We start from the raw sequence: 16216 nt of genomic DNA on the forward strand, positions 1-16216 counted from the left end.
ATGAAGAAGCAGTAACTAGTTTTACAAATGCGATTGAGATTAATAAAGAAATAGCAGAATACTATTACAAGAGAGGTGCATCTTACTATAATCTTAACCTTATTGATAAGGCAGAAAAGGACTATAGAGAAGCATGTGCCCTTGGTGAATATGATGGATGCATAAGAGCAGAGGATATGTACGAATACAGAATGAAGAAAATGAAGGAAGAGAAAAAATAAGAAGCAAATAAAAAAACTGCTAAAAATCTACTTCGTAAAAATATTTACCATTCATATCTTTAATATTTCCCATAAAAAACTGCGATAATTTACTCGGAAGATAACGATTTCCCTGAGAAGTGGTTTCTCAGATGGGAATTGTATCTATAGCCAACATCTTCATATTTATTTAGGCCCGTCAAAATTTCCATTGACAAGATTTAAGAAACCGGATACTATTATTCAAAACAACTAATCTCACGGGGGATGAGGCGATGAAGCTGAAAAGGAAGAGAGAGTTAATCGCGGCCGTAAAAATATCTGCCGCCGTTCTGGCCACCGCGCTCGCGTTTACGTTTCTCTTGGGAACCTCCTGCGGCGTGCCGGACGAGCCGAAGACTGCCGAGGGCTGGTACAAAAAAGGGAAAGCGTACTCCGATGATGATATTTACGGCAAGGCGATAGAGTGTTTGGACAAGGCCATTGCCGTTGATCCCAAACACGAAAGATCATACAGCTTGAGGGGTTACTGCTACTATTCGATGGCACAGTATAAGGAGGCGCTGGCGGACTTTGAAATGGCACTGGAGCTTGGCAACGAGGTGGCCGATGAGTCGTACTACTATATGGGATGGACTTATTACGATATGGGGAACTACGAGGAAGCAATAATCTGTTTTACTAAGGTTATTAAGATGCATCCCAACAGAGCAAGATTCTATTACGACAGAGGTTGCGCATATAAAATGTTAGCACTTTTAGACGAGGCAGAAGATGACTTCAGAAAGGCGTGTGCCCTTGGTGATAGCAGTGGATGTGAAGTAGCGGCAGATATTGTTAAAGACAGAACAGAAAGCGAGAAATATGAGAAAAATGAGTAAAGTTGTATAGTATTATTTGTGCAAAAAAATCCCACCTAAAAGAATTAGTTTATTCATATCCTTAATACTATCCCCCAAAAGTTGCAATAATTGAACTGGAAGATCAAATTTTCCCTGAGAAGTGGTTTCTCAGGTGGGAATTGTATCCTTGGGGAGAAGTACTAACTCAAACAGTAAATTCAATTAAATCCCTCAAAAAACCAAAACATGGGAGGAAAATATGGGTGAAATTTTAGCAATTATCGGGGCGGCTCTTGCAGTAATTGCCCTTGCAATTAAGGGCCTCGAATACCTCTTTGGTACGATGGAGCAAATGACTAAAAAAATCTACCAATGGGTCTCCAATATTCTAAATAATCTTAAATCTGTACTAAAGAAAATGGGTATAACTTGGAGTGATAAAAAAGAAAAATTTCCCCAGAGTAGATTTCAGGAATGGAAGGAGAAAATCTTTGGAAAAGAGGGAAAAATGACTAAATACTCAGAGTCAACCAGTAAAACGATGATGAGAAACGAAGATTTAAAAATGGATTATGTTTTTCTTCTCATCGAGTTGATTTCCGAGCTTTACAAGTTGATGAGTGATGTTGAGGGTATCCCCTTAAGCAAAAGTGAAGGCTCTTCAGGAGAACAAGCAGGTAAGTCTGATGGAAGCGGGTTGGACGTGGTCAATGCCGGCTTGGAAGTCCCGGCGGAAACGTCCGCCGAAGGGGACCCTGTCATGACGAAGCTAAATGCTATCTCAAACCAGATAACGGAGATGAACTCGTCCCTCCAGGCGAAAGGGGAAAGAACCCCCGCCGAGGATGACCTGACCGAGATCAAGGAGGCGCTTATGAGGATCGAGGGCGCCCTGGGGCTGGGCGACATCACGGCGGCCCTGGAGGAGCTGAGGGCGGAGCTCCAGAACATCGTCGGGCCGAAGGAGGAAGGGGAAGAGGTCGCCACGACGGGCGAAAAGCTCAACGCAATCGAGGCGAAGCCCGCCGACAACGAGGTCAAGCTCGAAGAAAGGATAAAAGACCTCGGCGTCGAGGTTAGGGACTCGAAGCGCTCTATCATTAGCGAGATCGACTCGGTAAAGTCGGCGCTCGAGGCGCTGATAAAGGAGATCGAAAAAAAGGCCATGACGTTCGACCAGATATACAAAAAACTCTGCGTAACGATAGTACGCGAACACAGGAACGCCACGGGGCGGATAATAGGAAGATGAGAGCAAAGCCGTCGGCGGCGTCAATCGGCAAATCGGCAAATCGCCAAATAGATGTCGCCGACGCGCTTTTAAAAACGGCAAAGACGAACGGCGCGGTCATATCGAGAGATGACAGAGCGTCTCCACATGGTAGGTCTGCGGGAACATGTCAAAGGGGATCGCCTCCCTTACCCGGTAGCCCGCCTTGATAAGCTCCCCGACGTCCCGCGAGAGAGTGGGCGGGGCGCAGGATATGTAGAAGATGTGGGCCGGCCTTAAATCGACAATCCCATCGATCGCGTCCCTGGCCCCCTCCCGGGGCGGATTGAGGATAACAGCATCAAACTTCCCTCCCCCCTTGGCATTCCTTAAAAGGTTGTTCAATGAATCCGCCGCGTCACCCTTCAGGAATTTCACACCGGCAAGCCCGAAGAGCCCGGCGTTTTTTTGGGCGTCCATCACCGAGTAGCGGTTTTCCTCCACCCCGAGAAGCTCCGCCCCCGAAAGACCCACCGGGATCGACAGGTTTCCGGCCCCGGAATATAGCTCCAGCACCTTCATGTTCGAGAAATCGAATTTCGTGAGCCTCGATATCAGTAGGCGGTTCACGGCAGGATTGCCCTGGAGGAACCCACCGGCGGAGAGCTTGAGCTTCCTGTCGATCCCCCCCGCCGGGACAGAGTAATGGACCGTAGGATTCCCGGAGACAAGGGCGCCCCTTTTCACATCCTTTTTTAATATGACAACGGCCCCCTTGAGCTCGAGGCTCTCGGCAAACTTCCCCACGCCGGACCTGTCTCCGCCGAAAGACCCCTGAACGTATACCACTGCGGCCACCTCACCGCCCTCCCCGGAGACGAGCTTTAACTCCCCGCCGCTCCGGACGCCGAGGCGGCCGAGGGCGTCGGGAAGCCCCTGGAGCCTTTTATCTATCTCCGGCCTGAGGACCGGGCACGCCTGGAGGGGGACGATCTCCCTCGACCTCGGGGCAAGATGCCCCACGATAATTGACCTCCTTTTCTCTCCGCCGACAACCTTGAAGTTCAGGTCAACCCTCGCCCTGTAGCCGTACTCCCCTGGCGATTTGACTATGTTATCCACCGTAAAATCAACACCGGCAACACCGGCGATCCTGAGAAGGCTCTCCCTCACAATGCTTTTTTTCTCCAGGAGCTGTCTCTCATAGCCGACGTGCTGCCACTGGCACCCGCCGCACCGGGTAAACAGGGGACATACCGGATTAACCCTCTCCTCCGACGGCGTCAAGATCTCCAGCGCCCTCGCGAAGGAGAAATTTTTCCTCTCGGAGGTGAGCTCGAAAAATACCACGTCGCCGGGGGCGGTGTAGGGGATGAATAAGACCTTCCCCTTGTGCCTCGCCACGCCGTTTCCCCCGTAGGCGAGGGACTCTATCGTTGCGGTTCCCTTGTTTACCATTTCTACACCATGAAATAGGGGGGCCACACAACCCCCCTTGAATTAATGTTTAGTAAAAAGCGTGCCTCCCCTCATCTCCCCAAGGGTGACTCTAAGATACTCGATTGTCCTTCTTCCCCTTGCCGAGTAGCTTCACCAACTCCTCGTCCTCCAGGACCTCTACCTCCAAGAGGCGCTTTGCCATTCGCTTCAGGCGCTTGTCCTCCTTCGTGAGGATTCTTTTTGCCGTGTCGTAGGCGGCGTCTATCACCCGCCTGATCTCCTTGTCTATCTCCCTTGATGTGTCGTCGCTGTGCTCCTTCGGCCCCTCCATCCCGCCGATCCCCAGAAATGACGGCCCCCTCTCCCTCTCGAAGGTAACCAGCCCCAACTTGTCGCTCATGCCGTATTCGGTCACCATGCTCCGGGCGATGTCCGTGGCCTTCATCAGGTCGTTATGCGCCCCGGTGGACGGCTCCTTGAAGATTATCTCCTCGGCCACCCTACCGCCCAGAAGGGTGGCGAGCCTGTTCTTCAGCTCGGTCTCGGTCATCAGGTACCTGTCCTCCGTGGGGAGCTGAAGGGTGTATCCCAGCGCCGCAAGCCCCCTGGGGACTATCGATATCTTCTCGACGGCATCAGTCCCGGGGAGGTTCGCCGCAACGAGGGCGTGTCCCACCTCGTGGTATGCTACGCGCTCTTTCTCCTGTTGGTTCATCAGCCTGTTCTTCTTTTCGAGGCCGGCCACCGCCCTCTCTATCGCCTCGTCGAAGTCCCCGTCCTCGACGGCTTCCTTTCCCGCCCTTGCCGCCAGAAGCGCCGCCTCGTTGGCGATGTTGGCGAGATCGGCCCCCACAAAGCCGGGGGTTTTGGCCGCGATCTTTTCGAGGTCAACGTTTTTCGCAAGTACGAGATCTTTCGAGTGGATATTCAATATTTCGAGCCTCCCCTTCTTGTCCGGCTTGTCCACCAAGACGTGGCGGTCGAACCGGCCGGGCCTCAAAAGCGCCGGGTCAAGTATCTCCGGGCGGTTCGTTGCGGACATGAGGATAAGCCCCTTTCTAGGATCGAACCCGTCCATCTCCACCAGGAGCTGGTTTAGGGTCTGCTCCCGCTCGTCATGACCGCCGGTGGGATTTAGGCCCCTCGCCTTTCCGAGGGCGTCCAGCTCGTCTATGAAGATGATACACGGCGCCCTGTCCTGGGCCTGGGAGAAGAGGTCCCTGACCCTTGCCGCGCCGACGCCCACGAACATCTCGACGAACTCGGATCCTGAGATGGAGAAGAAGGGGACGCCCGCCTCCCCGGCCACCGCCCTCGCGAGGAGGGTCTTTCCGGTCCCGGGAGATCCCACGAGGAGTATCCCCTTGGGGATCTTGCCGCCGAGGCGCTGGAACTTCCCGGGATTTTTGAGAAACTCGATCACCTCGGTAAGCTCTTCTTCCGCCTCGTCCACGCCGGCGACGTCGGTGAAGTTCACCTTTACCTGATCCTCGGCGTATATCTTCGCCTTGGAGCGTCCCACCGACATGAAGTCCGGCCCGCGCCCCATTCTTTTCATCATGAAGTACCAGAAGAGGCCGAGGATTACGAAGAGGGGGAGCCAGAGGAGAAGCTGGAGGAGTATCGTGTTCTCTAACTTGCCCGCGTAGGAGACCCCTTTCTCGTTCAGGAGGGGCACGAGCCCCGGGTCGTCCACCTTTGTCGTCTTGAAGTCCACCTTCTCGGCCTTCCCGTCGACCTCTTTGGTAAACTTACCCGTTATCGTCTCCTCTCCGATCTTAAGGTCTTCCACCTTCCCCGCTTTGACGTAGTTCAGAAACTCGCTGTAGTCCACCTCCTCGACCTTCGGCTTCACAAAGAGGCTTGCGGCCAGATAGACGATAAGTGCGATCAGAATGAAGTAGAGAAAGGAAAACTTCGGCTTTGTCTTCCCCTTTTTTTCTCCCGTCATATGAGTGCTCCTAAAATCTCTTTTATTTAGACATTATACTTTATTTATATGGAAAAGGGAATGAAAAACCCCGGGCCGCGAGGCGCCGGGGCGTATTTAATTTGATCAAAAGATATTATAGGCGTTTAAAAAAACTGGAGCATTTCCTGGCTGAATTGAGTATCGATGGTTGTGAAATCGACACGGGCGATTTTGAACAACGCACCAAATTACACCTGCCATCGCCAAGACAGGGGAAGGACAGAAAGACCTCCCATATCTATATCAACCCGTAATCTTTCATCACCTTCTTCAGCTTTTTGAGGTTTTCGTCGGACATCGGCGCCTGTGGGAGCCTGACCTCCGGCTTGATCTTCTTCATGAGCCCCAGGGCGGCCTTTGCCGGGACGGGGTTCGTCTCGAAGAACATCGCCCTGCTGAGGGGCATAAGCTTGTAGTGGAGCTCCTTTGCATGGTTGTGGTCGCCGTTGAGGTATGAGATGATCATGTCGTTCATGTCCTTCGGGGCCACGTTTGACGTGACCGAGATGGCGCCTGTCGCCCCGATGCAGAGCTGGGTTAAGGTGGTGAAGTCGTCGCCGGAGAGGATCATAAAGCCGTCCGCTGAAAACTCCAGCACCTCCGATACCTGCTTCATATCGCCGGTGGCCTCCTTTAGGCCGACGATACTCTTTATCTTGGAGAGCCTCGCCACCGTGGGAGGGAGCATGTTTACGCCGGTTCGGCTCGGGACGTTGTACATGACAATCGGGATAGCGGCCTTCTTTGCCACCTCGGCAAAGTGCAAGTAGAGTCCCTCCTGGGTGGGCTTGTTATAGTAGGGGGTTATGACCAAGGCCGCATCGGCCCCGACCGCCTTTGCGTGGGAGACGAGGCTTATCGCCTCAACGGTGCTGTTCGATCCCGCCCCGGCGATGACGGGGACCCTCCCCCTGACCTCCTTGACCACAAACTCAACGACCTTTTCGTGTTCCTCGTGGGAGAGGGTGGCCGACTCCCCCGTGGTCCCGCACGGGACGATGCCGGATATACCCTCACCGATCTGAAACTCCAACAACTCCTCCAGCCGATCATAGTCGACCTTGTCTTTGCTGAATGGTGTCACTATAGCTGTAAATGCGCCTTTGAACATCATCTAAACTCCATCAAATTTAAAGGTTTTATGATAATCTTTCCTCAAATGGATACCGTCAGTCGAGCGCCTCCGGGCTAAAAAAGCCCCTGTAGACAAGGCGGGCGTCCCCCTCGAGGAATACCTCGCCGATCTTATCACCGTCCGCCTCAAAATGGATTGTCAGGGGGATCCCCGACGTTGGGACTACGGTAACGGGTGGAGAGACCTTCCCCTTTAGATGGGATATAACCGCGGCGGCGACGGCCCCCGTCCCGCACGCCAGCGTTTCCCCCTCGACTCCCCTCTCGTATGTCCTGATCCTTATGGTGCTCCCATCTACGTGCGAGACAAAATTCACGTTTGTCCCCGCCGGCCTGAAATCTTCGTGGTACCTTACCTCGCTCCCCGCCTTTTCCATGTCAAGTCCCGAAAGGGCCCGATCATCCCCCGCATCGATAACGACGTGGGGGACTCCGGTGTCGACAAAATCGAATCCGGTCTTAGAGCCAGCATTGTATGAGTACAATGCAATTTCCTCCTCTAGACGGAGATCCGACGGGTCTGTCATCTTCACGCTGACGCCCCCAGATTCGAGTATCTTTGCGTGGATGACCCCCGCGCCGGTGAGAAAGGAAAGGGTCCTCTTCGAGATTCCGAGGAGGAAGCTAAGCCTGGCGGCGCACCGGGCGGCGTTTCCGCACATCTCGGCCTCCGATCCGTCGGAGTTGTAGAACCGCCATTTGAAGTCGACCTCGGAGCCGTCAGGGTTCTCGATCAGTATCAGTCCGTCCGCGCCTATGGAGTGTCTCCTCCTACAGAGTCTCGATACGGCGAAGGGGACGTCGGCAAAATCAAAGACGGCCTCCCGGTTGTCTATCAGGATGAAATCGTTTCCCGCCCCGCTCATCTTGTAGAATTCGATGTCGTTCATTGCCTGTATTTTTTAAAAGACGTAATGTTTAATCCGGCGACCTTGAATTTAGGACAACAATTTCGGATTTTTGTTCAAAAAAAAATCCCCCCGCCCCCCGCCCCCCGTCTCCCAATAGGCTCCCGGTCCCCTAAACGTCCAGCCCTCACCTCGATTCGCCCTCTTTCCTCTCTCCGCCAATAATCCTCCAGTTTCCTAACGTCCTGGCCCAGAGATGACCTGCCCCCTAAAATGTCCCGGCCCTTCCAAATGCCCGGCCCCCGTTAATAGTCGCTCACCCAGGTGGTTTTTGCCAGGGCGATCCCGTCCCTGAACGTATTTTTTACCCGGTACATGGCCTTGTCCGCCTCGCCTATGAGCTCCTGATAGTTGGATGCGTCTTCCGGTATGGCGGCGATGCCGAAGCTCGCCGTGACCTTCAGGTTGATCCCCTCACCCTTCAAAAACCGCTCCCTCTTGAGCTTGCTCCTGATCTTCTTTGCAAATTCGTAGGCCTCCGATTTTTCGACGTTCGGAATCAGGATGACAAACTCGTCTCCGCCGTATCTTATGGCGATGTCCTCCTTCCTCAACGATTTATGTAAAAGCTCCCCGAATTCCTGCAGCGCCTTGCTACCCATCAGGTGGCCGTATTTGTCGTTTATATTTTTGAAGTAGTCCAGGTCTATGAAAATCATGGAGACCTGACTCAGGCCTATGAGTTGGTCCCCCTTCCCGTCAAGCAGCTGATGTAAAAATCTCGAGTTGTACAGGCCGGTCAGCTCATCGGTCATTATGAGCCTTTTCGCCATGTCGTAGTATCGGGCGTTTTCCAGTGCTATCGCCGTATAATCCGCCAGGATGGACAGAATCTTGAGGTCATCCTCCTTGAAGACCCTGTCGTCAAAATAGTTTATCAGTTCAATAACGCCGAGGATCTTCCCCTTGCTCACTACCGGGACGCATATGATCGATTTCGTTGTGAAATCGGATTTCCTGTCGGCCTTTGAAGAAAAGCGGGGGTCTTGACTCACATCGGGAACCAGAAGGGGTTCCCCGTTTTTTGCCACCCATCCGGCGATTCCCTCCCCGATCTTTAGCCTTAAGTCCTTGATTTTCTCCGTGTTATCCCCGACTATAATCTCGAAATAGAGCTCGTTTGTATCTTCGTCAATCAAAAGGAGGGACCAGTTTTTAGGCTGCATCAAGACGCTTATCTGATGCATGATGATGGAGAGGATCTCTTTTACATCAAGGCTTGATGTCAGCGCCCTTCCGATTTCATTAATGGTTAACAGCTCGTCCTGTCTGGTATGGACGTCTTTACGTTTTTGACTATCTTTCATAATATCGGAGTCAGGAAGAGAAAGCTCGCCTGATTGATAACCTTTACTGTAATTTTCGACTAATTATACAGTTAATTTTTAGGAAATTCAAGGATATAAGGCCGATTTTAACTCCGTTTGTAACCATATTTAAAGTTTTTACTTGTAAAATTTTTGAATAGTGCTATAATTTGCATTGAGCTAAGAGGTTTTATTTTGGTTCGATTGAAGGGATCTCATGATAGTACAATGTGATCACTGCAATACGAAGTTCAACCTGCCCGATGAAAAATTGAAGCCGGGGGGGGTAAAGATTCGATGCACGCGATGCAAGGAAATATTTGAAGTCCCTGGGCCCGAGGCCAGCAATGCCGGCATTGAGGATTCCCTTCCTGATGACTTCGGTGACGATCTGTCGGGGTTTGAAGGTGGGGACGATTTCGCTTCGGAGGCCGGCGGCGGCGCCGACCTTGGGGGAGGGGATGAAGATTTCGGATTAGGGATGGAAGATTCGGGCTTGGAAGGAGAAGGGCTTGACGATATGAGCTTTGATCTCGACTCGTCCGATTCTGAGGGGCGGGTCAGCGGGGGGGATCTGGACTTCGATGAATCTCTCGATCTGGATAAAGAGGGCGGGGGAGGAGGAGCAGCCGCGGGCGATGGGTTGTCGTTCGATGACAATTCGGCTGGGAGCGATCTTGATTTCGACGATTCATCCGATGATCTCTCCCTGGACAGCAGTGACGAATTCGGCATCTCTTCCCTTGACGGCGACAGTGATACAACCATAGACGAAGACCCATCGGGCTTCGATTTCTCGGCGCCTTTGGGGGGAGGCGGTGATTCCGCTTTCGAGTTCGAGTCGGAATCCAAAGTAGGGGGCGGCATCGGGATGGGAGGCGGACTAGATCTGGATATGGGGGGCGATTCCCTCAGGGACTTGGGGATGGAGCCGACCGAAGGATTGTCCTCGGCAAAGATGAAGCGGTCGAGACGCAGCCCCCTTATGGTCGCCCTGTTGATAGTCCTTATCATAACCCTGGGAGCATATTTTGTATTCAAGGCAATGGGCGGAGGAAAGCTCGACCTTGAATCCCTTACAAAGATGTTTGCGGGGACTAAAAATCCCCTTGACGGCCTGATGATTGACGAGACAAAGCTGAGTCATTATTATACGGAGAATAATCAGGCCGGAAAAATCCTTGTGGTTGAAGGCATGGTCTTGAACGCCTCAGAGATTCCTAAGGGTCAGATAAGGGTGATGCTGAAGCTCTATGATGAGGGAGGAAAAGTCATCAAGAGCTCCCAGTCGTATTGCGGCAACATCCTGAATCTAAGCGAGCTCATGAACCTTCCCAAGGACCGGATTACCAAAGACCTCAATAAAAAGGTGAATCCCGCAAACGCCAGGGTGGGGCCCAAGACCTCGATCAACTTCATACTCGTGATCTTCGACATGCCCGATACGTCCAGCTACTTCGACGTGGAAATAGTCGGGGCGGAAAACGTGGGATAGCAGCGGGGGGGGTGGCTGATCTTTTAAGGGGGGTGGGTGATATTTTTTGGGAGGGGATGGAGTGGAGAGTTTTTTTGTAGGGTCGGCTTTTTTGGGGGAGATGGCATTTTTGGTGGGGAAGGCCAATTCATGACGGAAACGGTTTTTTTGAGGGGCTGGTTTCTTTATGGGGGGGCGGCGTTTCTTGGGAGGGGCGACTGATTTATAACGGAAAAGGCTTTTTTTACGGGGGCCGGTCTATTATTTGGGGGGATGGGTGATGTTTATGGGGGTGGGAGCGATATTTTAATGGTTTGGCTTTTTGTAGGGGGATGGTGATTTAGGGCGCGGGGTAGGGCGAAAACGGGGCGCAAGCTCGGGCTTATAATAGCGGCGGTCGGCGATTTATCATTTTATAATCAGGTAAAGTTTTTCAGGGGCGCAGTGAAAGTCGCCTTTTTTCTTTGTTGTTAAGGAAAATACAGGTCAAAGGAATTTCCCGTCGGTCGTCAGTCCCTCGAAAGCTCTCTCGCGATAAGCCTTACCTGGGCTCGCAGGTTCAAGAGGTAGGCCTCCTCCGGCTGTTTCCCCTCCCTTAAGGGGATATACTCTTCCTCCTTTATCGTCTCGACCACGGATTCCACGTCAGGCCCCATTCCCTGAATGTAGCGTTTTATCTTCTCCTTGAGCTCAGAGGAGTGCTTCACTGCATTATCAAAAAATCTGTCTATCTCTCCCTTCTGAATGATCATCTGGTGGCCGAGGAGGATGATCTCGGGCCTTTTTTTGCGCACCTTTTCGATCGATTCGATATAGTCGTCGTAGCTCGAGAGGAACTCAGGGGCGACGTATAGATCGCTGCCGTGGGGGATTCCCAGCGCCTCCCCAGTGGCGACCGCCTTCAGGTGGTCGATGAAGTAGCTCATACTGTCGTTCGTGTGACCGGGGGTGTGTATTACCTCGATCGTAATACCGCCGCCGAGGGCTATGACTTCACCGTCGCCCAGCGCCCTTCCGGGCCTTATCACGCTGAAGTCGAAATCATCTTCCTTGAGGACGTTTTCGGGATCGAACCTCCCGGACATCTTCCTGTTGAGATCTTCGATCGACCCCCTCGACTTCTCCCGCCCGAGGACCTCGAAGAGATATTTGTGCCCGCAGATTTCCATATCCGGAAAGCTTTTTAGTAAATGAGGAGTCCCGCCGATGTGGTCGAAGTGGGAGTGGGTATAAAGGAGATAATCGGGGCCTTTCCCTATGCCTGTGATGTTTTCGATATCCTCAACGTATCTCGGGGCCATGTAGGTCATGCCGGCGTCTATCAGCGCCGTCTTTTCGGAGCCGACTACGAGATATGCCGGCAGGACCAGATTCCCGAGCATGAAGAGGTCTCTCAAATCCGGTCTCAACAGATATTTTTTTAAGGCTTCAGACATTTTTTTTGAATACAGCGATCGAAGTAACGATAAATTGTAATATTATCATATCGATACATTTAGTCAAAGGGAATAATTGTTCTGAAAAAGTAAATTCGAGATTTATTCCTTTGACTTGAATATAAAGGAGATATCTGCTATAAGAGACGGAAGTGATTGAATGGATCGGTCGTTTAGGCAATCTTTTTGAGGAGTAGTGAAAATTAAAAGACTCTTGATCGTCATGGGGACGAGGCCCGAGGTCATAAAGCTCGCTCCCGTGATCAGGGAGGCAAAGGAGGGGGCGGCGGGATCGATTGAGGCCGGAGTCCTCGTGACCGCGCAGCACAGGGATATATTAGACCACACGCTTGCCGTCTTCGGCATCGCCCCCGACTACGACCTTAACCTTATGACCGAAGGCCAGTCCATATCTGCCGTTTGCGCCGGGGTCCTGAACGGCATGGAGCCGATCCTCGATAAAGAGGGGCCGGACGCCGTTGTCGTCCAGGGGGACACGACGACGACCTTCGCCGCCGCCCTTGCTGCCTGCTACAAGGGGGTCAAGGTCGCCCACGTGGAGGCTGGGTTGAGATCGTGGGACAGGCTCAACCCGTACCCGGAGGAGGTAAACCGCTCCCTCATCTCGAGGATATCAGACTTCAACTTCTGCCCGACGGAGAGGGCGAGGGAGAACCTCCTAAAAGAGAACGTCGACCAAAAGACGATCTTTGTTACCGGGAACACGGTGGTTGACGCCCTCAACGAGGCCCTAAAGATACCGAGAGAGCTCGATTCGGGCATCCTCGGCGGTTTCGATCCAAAAGCGGACAACATTGTCCTTTTGACGATGCACCGAAGGGAGAGCTTCGGCTCCCCGATGGAGAGAGTCTTTCGCTCTTTGAGGGAGCTGGTCGAGGGAAACCGGAACATCAGGATCGTCTTTCCCGTACACCCGAACCCGAGCGTCAGGAGGATGGCTGTGGCGATCCTCAAGGGGGTCGATGGGATACGCCTGATCGATCCGCTGCCGTATCTCGATTTCGTGAACCTGATGAAGCTCTCCAAGGTCATCATCAGCGATTCGGGGGGCGTCTGCGAGGAGGCGCCGTCGCTGGGGAAGCCGGTTCTCTTGATCAGGGAGGTGACGGAGCGTCCGGAGGCGTTGGAGGCGGGGACGGCGGTACTCGTGGGGACCGATCCGAAAAAGATAATCGCCTCTGTAGTGAGGCTTGTGGAAGACGAGGCGGAGTACGGGAAGTTTCAAAACATCAAAAATCCCTTCGGGGACGGCAGAGCCGCCGAGAGGATCGTTAAAATCCTTATGGATCGCCTATGAGAATAGTCTACGCCATAACGTATTGGGGGATGACCGGCGGGGTCAAGGTGATGGTTTGGCACGTGGAGCTCTTGAGAAGCCTGGGTCACGACGTTCGTCTCGTCAGCAGAATAGTGGAGGCGGAGTGGGAATCGAAGATAAGGCCGGAGATATTGCCATCGTTTTCGGATAAGGATTTCCCCGGGGCCGACGCGATCGTCGTGACGACGCCGAGGGACGTGGAGACGCTTTGGCCCGTGGCCAAAAAAAGGGGGATTCCCCTCTTCCACTTCCTGCAGGGATTCGAGCCGGCCCACGTCCTGAAGAGGATCGAGGGACTGGTCGTACCGGAAAAATACAGGTCGAAAGGGATTGCCAGCAGGCTCAGGTACAAGGCAAGGGTATCGAGGTGGAAAAAAAGCCTCAAGAGGCTGGACGGACTCTACCGCTTGCCGACCGTGAAGATGGCCATATCCCCCCACATCGTGGAAGATGTGGAGAAAAGCTACGGCGTCCACTGTTACCTCCTTCCTAACTGGATAAATAGAGATGTTTTCTATTCCAAAAAGGAGAAGCTCAATTATTCAAAGAGGTTGAAAATCGTATCTGTGGGCAACTTCAACATTGATTACAAGGCGATCCCTGATATAAACGAGGCGGTGAGGATCCTCAAAGGCGATGGGATCCCGATACACTTCACCCGAGTATCCGTTGCCGATATACCTGAAGGGGAGAAAAAGCTGAACATTGCGGATGAGTTCTTGGTGCGTATCAACGAGGTCGAGATTTCCAAGCTCTACAGGGAGAGCCACATCCTCATCTCCGCCTCGACGGAGATCGAGGGATTCGGGCTTCCGCCGGTGGAGGCGATGAGCTCCGGCACTCCTACGATCCTGACAAGGGTTGCCCCCTTTCTCGCCTTTGACACCCCCCACGATTACTCATATTTCGTCGACGTACACCGCCCCGACCAGATAGCGAAGGGGGTGATCAAACTTGCCGAGTACGACGAGTTGAGGGAGTCGATAGTGGCGAGGGGTTTTGATGTGGCCGAAAAGTATTCGATAGGGCGGGTGGGGTCGCTGTTGGAAAAGATATTGAAGGATGAGGCATAAAGGGGGAGGGGATAATGGAGATAATGGTTCACGACAACACCTTTTTAAGATACGCGAGGGCGGCGGGGAAGGGGGGAGCCGTTGGAGACGTCTGGTTTATACACGGCTTCGGGGAGTCGGGCCTGTCGTTTGCCGAGGCGTTCGATTCGCCCCTAACGGAGAGATTCAACCTATACGTCCCCGACCTCCCCGGCTTCGGCGCAAGCCCCAGCCGGAAAGGTATTGAGACGGTGGCCGACTCCACGGAACTCCTCCTAAATTTGATCGAGGGCATCTCCAAGGACGCCGAGGTCTACCTCGTGGGGCACTCCCTGGGCGGGATAATCGGGACTTGGGCGGCGGGATCGGAGAGGCTGACGGGCAGGGTCAAGGCCTTTGCGAACATCGAGGGGAACCTGACTAGGGCTGACACGTTCGCCACATCTCTGACCCTCGAATACGACGACCCGGGGGCCTTTTTCGAGTTCTTCTCCGGGGTGATCGTCTCCCGGCTGGGGGAGGGCGGTGTCTTCAGGAGGTTTTTGGCGAGCCTTACGCTGTCGGACCCTGGCCTTCTTTTAACTTGGGGGAAGAGCTGCGTTGCGGCCACGGGGGAGACGAGGTCGGGGGAGGAGTATGCCGCCCTTAATATCGACACATTATATATCTGGGGGGACGAGAGCACGCCTGATATGACGAAGGATTTCATCTTTGAGAACAACATCAACAACAGGGAGGTCAAGGGGGCGGGCCACTGGGTGATGATCGACAAGAGCAAGGAGTGCTACGGCGCGATCTCCGATTTCTTTTCGGAGAGGACTTAGCTGAAGGCAAAAAAAGGGTGGGGACCCTCGTTCACTGCAGCCATGAAGGTCGGTTGTTCTATTAAGGCGTTGATCATCTTTGTGGGGATGGGCAGGGAACGGAAGGTTTTATAAGTTTTTCAGTTCGTCTCAAGATATTGAGAAAGGGCGAGGAAGGGGGATTTAAGCTTGCTCTGTTTTTTAGGCGCGGAAGTCGAAAAGGAAATATAAATGACGGCCCAATGACCGATGACCTTTCTTGAAACGACCGGCCTATCTCAAATGTTGACCTGAAAATGACCGGCCGTCCCTCTCATAATCGGCCTGCCTAAAAAACAAACGGCCGACCTATAAAAGGGGTTGCCCCTTAAACGCAGTTTCAAATACAGGGGGACTTCCTAAAAGCAAACAGCTGGCCTAAAAAACAAACGGCCGACCCTATTATGACAGGCCGGCCCTGAACATCAATTCAAAAATGACGGCGGAGCTTGAATAACTTGCCGCCACTCGAAACTTGCTTCCCCCTCGATTTGTTGCCCTTCAATATTTGTAATCCCCGAAACGGTTTGCCTCCTTATTAATGCCTGCCTCCCCCAAACAGACGACTCCTAAATACAGATTAAAAAACAATGGCCGACCATTAAAACAAATGACCGGCCTCATTAAAACAAATGATCGCCCACTAACAAATTGACCTGCCCCCCCAAACAGACGACTCCTAAATGCAGATTAAAAAACAATGGCCGACCATTAAAACAAATGACCGGCCTCATTAAAACAAATGATCGCCCACCAACAAATGGCCGACCCCCCAAAATGACCGGCGTCCTTTTTAGATGGTGCCGAAGGCGGGAGTCGAACCCGCACAGGCATACACCCACTAAGTCCTGAACCTAGCGCGTCTACCAGTTCCGCCACTTCGGCTTATTGAGCTATTGGTTATCTACTAAATACTATAGTAACTTAATTAGAATACTGCCGAGCCCTAAATATCGTTAGGACTAAAGTATCGGCCTACCCTCCGACCCCCCCTGATATTGACCGGCCCCTGATATTAATTGTCCCGGATTTTGGCCTACCCCTCCTAAATTGACCGGCC

At 52.7% G+C, this 16216-nt stretch carries 13 protein-coding genes and 1 tRNA gene; 7 read left to right on the forward strand and 7 right to left on the reverse strand.

Annotation, left to right across the window (positions count from 1 at the left end):
• From JW984_09465 to JW984_09475, 3 genes are all read left to right on the forward strand, one after another.
• Nucleotides 1-221, forward strand: a 221-nt coding sequence (locus JW984_09465) for a tetratricopeptide repeat protein (protein ID MBN1573408.1), incomplete at its 5' end; no start/stop codon positions are given.
• Between the two features lie 254 nt (nt 222-475).
• Complete coding sequence (locus tag JW984_09470; GenBank protein ID MBN1573409.1) at nt 476-1081, forward strand: tetratricopeptide repeat protein; 606 nt, start codon at nt 476-478, stop codon at nt 1079-1081.
• Nucleotides 1082-1550: 469 nt separating this feature from the next.
• The gene (locus JW984_09475; GenBank protein ID MBN1573410.1) at nt 1551-2294 is read left to right on the forward strand and encodes a hypothetical protein; all 744 of its coding nucleotides are present in this window, start codon (nt 1551-1553) and stop codon (nt 2292-2294) included.
• A gap of 96 nt (nt 2295-2390) precedes the next feature.
• Here the strand turns inward: JW984_09475 and rlmD are convergent, their stop codons facing one another.
• The 5 genes from rlmD to JW984_09500 all read right to left on the reverse strand — a co-directional run bounded on the left by rlmD (nt 2391) and on the right by JW984_09500 (nt 9013).
• On the reverse strand, nt 2391-3710 hold the full coding sequence (rlmD, locus tag JW984_09480; GenBank protein ID MBN1573411.1) for a 23S rRNA (uracil(1939)-C(5))-methyltransferase RlmD: 1320 nt from the start codon (nt 3708-3710) through the stop codon (nt 2391-2393).
• Between the two features lie 91 nt (nt 3711-3801).
• Nucleotides 3802-5643 carry an ATP-dependent zinc metalloprotease FtsH gene (gene ftsH / locus JW984_09485; protein MBN1573412.1) on the reverse strand — a complete coding sequence of 614 codons (1842 nt, stop codon included), beginning with the start codon at nt 5641-5643 and terminating at the stop codon, nt 3802-3804.
• Nucleotides 5644-5902: 259 nt separating this feature from the next.
• Nucleotides 5903-6778: a 4-hydroxy-tetrahydrodipicolinate synthase gene (locus JW984_09490; GenBank protein MBN1573413.1), complete on the reverse strand. Its 876-nt coding sequence runs from the start codon at nt 6776-6778 to the stop codon at nt 5903-5905.
• A gap of 55 nt (nt 6779-6833) precedes the next feature.
• Nucleotides 6834-7688 (reverse strand): diaminopimelate epimerase, encoded by an 855-nt coding sequence (locus tag JW984_09495; GenBank protein ID MBN1573414.1) that lies wholly within the window; start codon nt 7686-7688, stop codon nt 6834-6836.
• A gap of 263 nt (nt 7689-7951) precedes the next feature.
• Nucleotides 7952-9013, reverse strand: a complete 1062-nt coding sequence (locus tag JW984_09500) for a sensor domain-containing diguanylate cyclase (protein ID MBN1573415.1) — start codon at nt 9011-9013, stop codon at nt 7952-7954.
• Nucleotides 9014-9230: 217 nt separating this feature from the next.
• Here JW984_09500 and JW984_09505 point away from each other — a divergent pair, with 217 nt between their 5' ends.
• Nucleotides 9231-10508 carry a zinc-ribbon domain-containing protein gene (locus JW984_09505; protein ID MBN1573416.1) on the forward strand — a complete coding sequence of 426 codons (1278 nt, stop codon included), beginning with the start codon at nt 9231-9233 and terminating at the stop codon, nt 10506-10508.
• Between the two features lie 488 nt (nt 10509-10996).
• On the opposite strand, the gene JW984_09510 is transcribed toward JW984_09505, so the two are convergent.
• The gene (locus JW984_09510; protein MBN1573417.1) at nt 10997-11923 is read right to left on the reverse strand and encodes an MBL fold metallo-hydrolase; all 927 of its coding nucleotides are present in this window, start codon (nt 11921-11923) and stop codon (nt 10997-10999) included.
• A gap of 202 nt (nt 11924-12125) precedes the next feature.
• Here JW984_09510 and wecB point away from each other — a divergent pair, with 202 nt between their 5' ends.
• From wecB to JW984_09525, 3 genes are read left to right on the forward strand one after another with little or no spacing between them, the layout of a single operon-like run.
• Nucleotides 12126-13241 carry a UDP-N-acetylglucosamine 2-epimerase (non-hydrolyzing) gene (gene wecB, locus JW984_09515; GenBank protein MBN1573418.1) on the forward strand — a complete coding sequence of 372 codons (1116 nt, stop codon included), beginning with the start codon at nt 12126-12128 and terminating at the stop codon, nt 13239-13241.
• Entirely contained in the window at nt 13238-14335 is a 1098-nt protein-coding gene (locus tag JW984_09520) for a glycosyltransferase family 4 protein (GenBank protein MBN1573419.1), read from the forward strand. The genes wecB and JW984_09520 overlap by 4 nt, the downstream gene beginning before the upstream one ends.
• A gap of 14 nt (nt 14336-14349) precedes the next feature.
• Nucleotides 14350-15138, forward strand: a complete 789-nt coding sequence (locus JW984_09525; protein ID MBN1573420.1) for an alpha/beta fold hydrolase — start codon at nt 14350-14352, stop codon at nt 15136-15138.
• Between the two features lie 816 nt (nt 15139-15954).
• On the opposite strand, the gene JW984_09530 is transcribed toward JW984_09525, so the two are convergent.
• Nucleotides 15955-16041: transfer RNA gene (locus JW984_09530), tRNA-Leu, on the reverse strand.
• Nucleotides 16042-16216 lie beyond the last annotated feature (175 nt).

The sequence above is a fragment of the Candidatus Zymogenus saltonus genome (assembly GCA_016929395.1).
GTDB lineage: Bacteria > Desulfobacterota > Zymogenia > Zymogenales > Zymogenaceae > Zymogenus > Zymogenus saltonus.

Coding starts and splice junctions, on each gene's coding strand:
- JW984_09505 (MBN1573416.1), top strand. CDS start 9,231: ATGATAGTACAATGTGATCACTGCAATACGAAGTTCAACCTGCCCGAT.
- JW984_09525 (MBN1573420.1), top strand. CDS start 14,350: ATGGAGATAATGGTTCACGACAACACCTTTTTAAGATACGCGAGGGCG.
- JW984_09500 (MBN1573415.1), bottom strand. CDS start 9,013: ATGAAAGATAGTCAAAAACGTAAAGACGTCCATACCAGACAGGACGAG.
- JW984_09495 (MBN1573414.1), bottom strand. CDS start 7,688: ATGAACGACATCGAATTCTACAAGATGAGCGGGGCGGGAAACGATTTC.
- JW984_09490 (MBN1573413.1), bottom strand. CDS start 6,778: ATGATGTTCAAAGGCGCATTTACAGCTATAGTGACACCATTCAGCAAA.
- ftsH (MBN1573412.1), bottom strand. CDS start 5,643: ATGACGGGAGAAAAAAAGGGGAAGACAAAGCCGAAGTTTTCCTTTCTC.
- JW984_09510 (MBN1573417.1), bottom strand. CDS start 11,923: ATGTCTGAAGCCTTAAAAAAATATCTGTTGAGACCGGATTTGAGAGAC.
- JW984_09470 (MBN1573409.1), top strand. CDS start 476: ATGAAGCTGAAAAGGAAGAGAGAGTTAATCGCGGCCGTAAAAATATCT.
- JW984_09475 (MBN1573410.1), top strand. CDS start 1,551: ATGACTAAATACTCAGAGTCAACCAGTAAAACGATGATGAGAAACGAA.
- rlmD (MBN1573411.1), bottom strand. CDS start 3,710: ATGGTAAACAAGGGAACCGCAACGATAGAGTCCCTCGCCTACGGGGGA.
- JW984_09520 (MBN1573419.1), top strand. CDS start 13,238: ATGAGAATAGTCTACGCCATAACGTATTGGGGGATGACCGGCGGGGTC.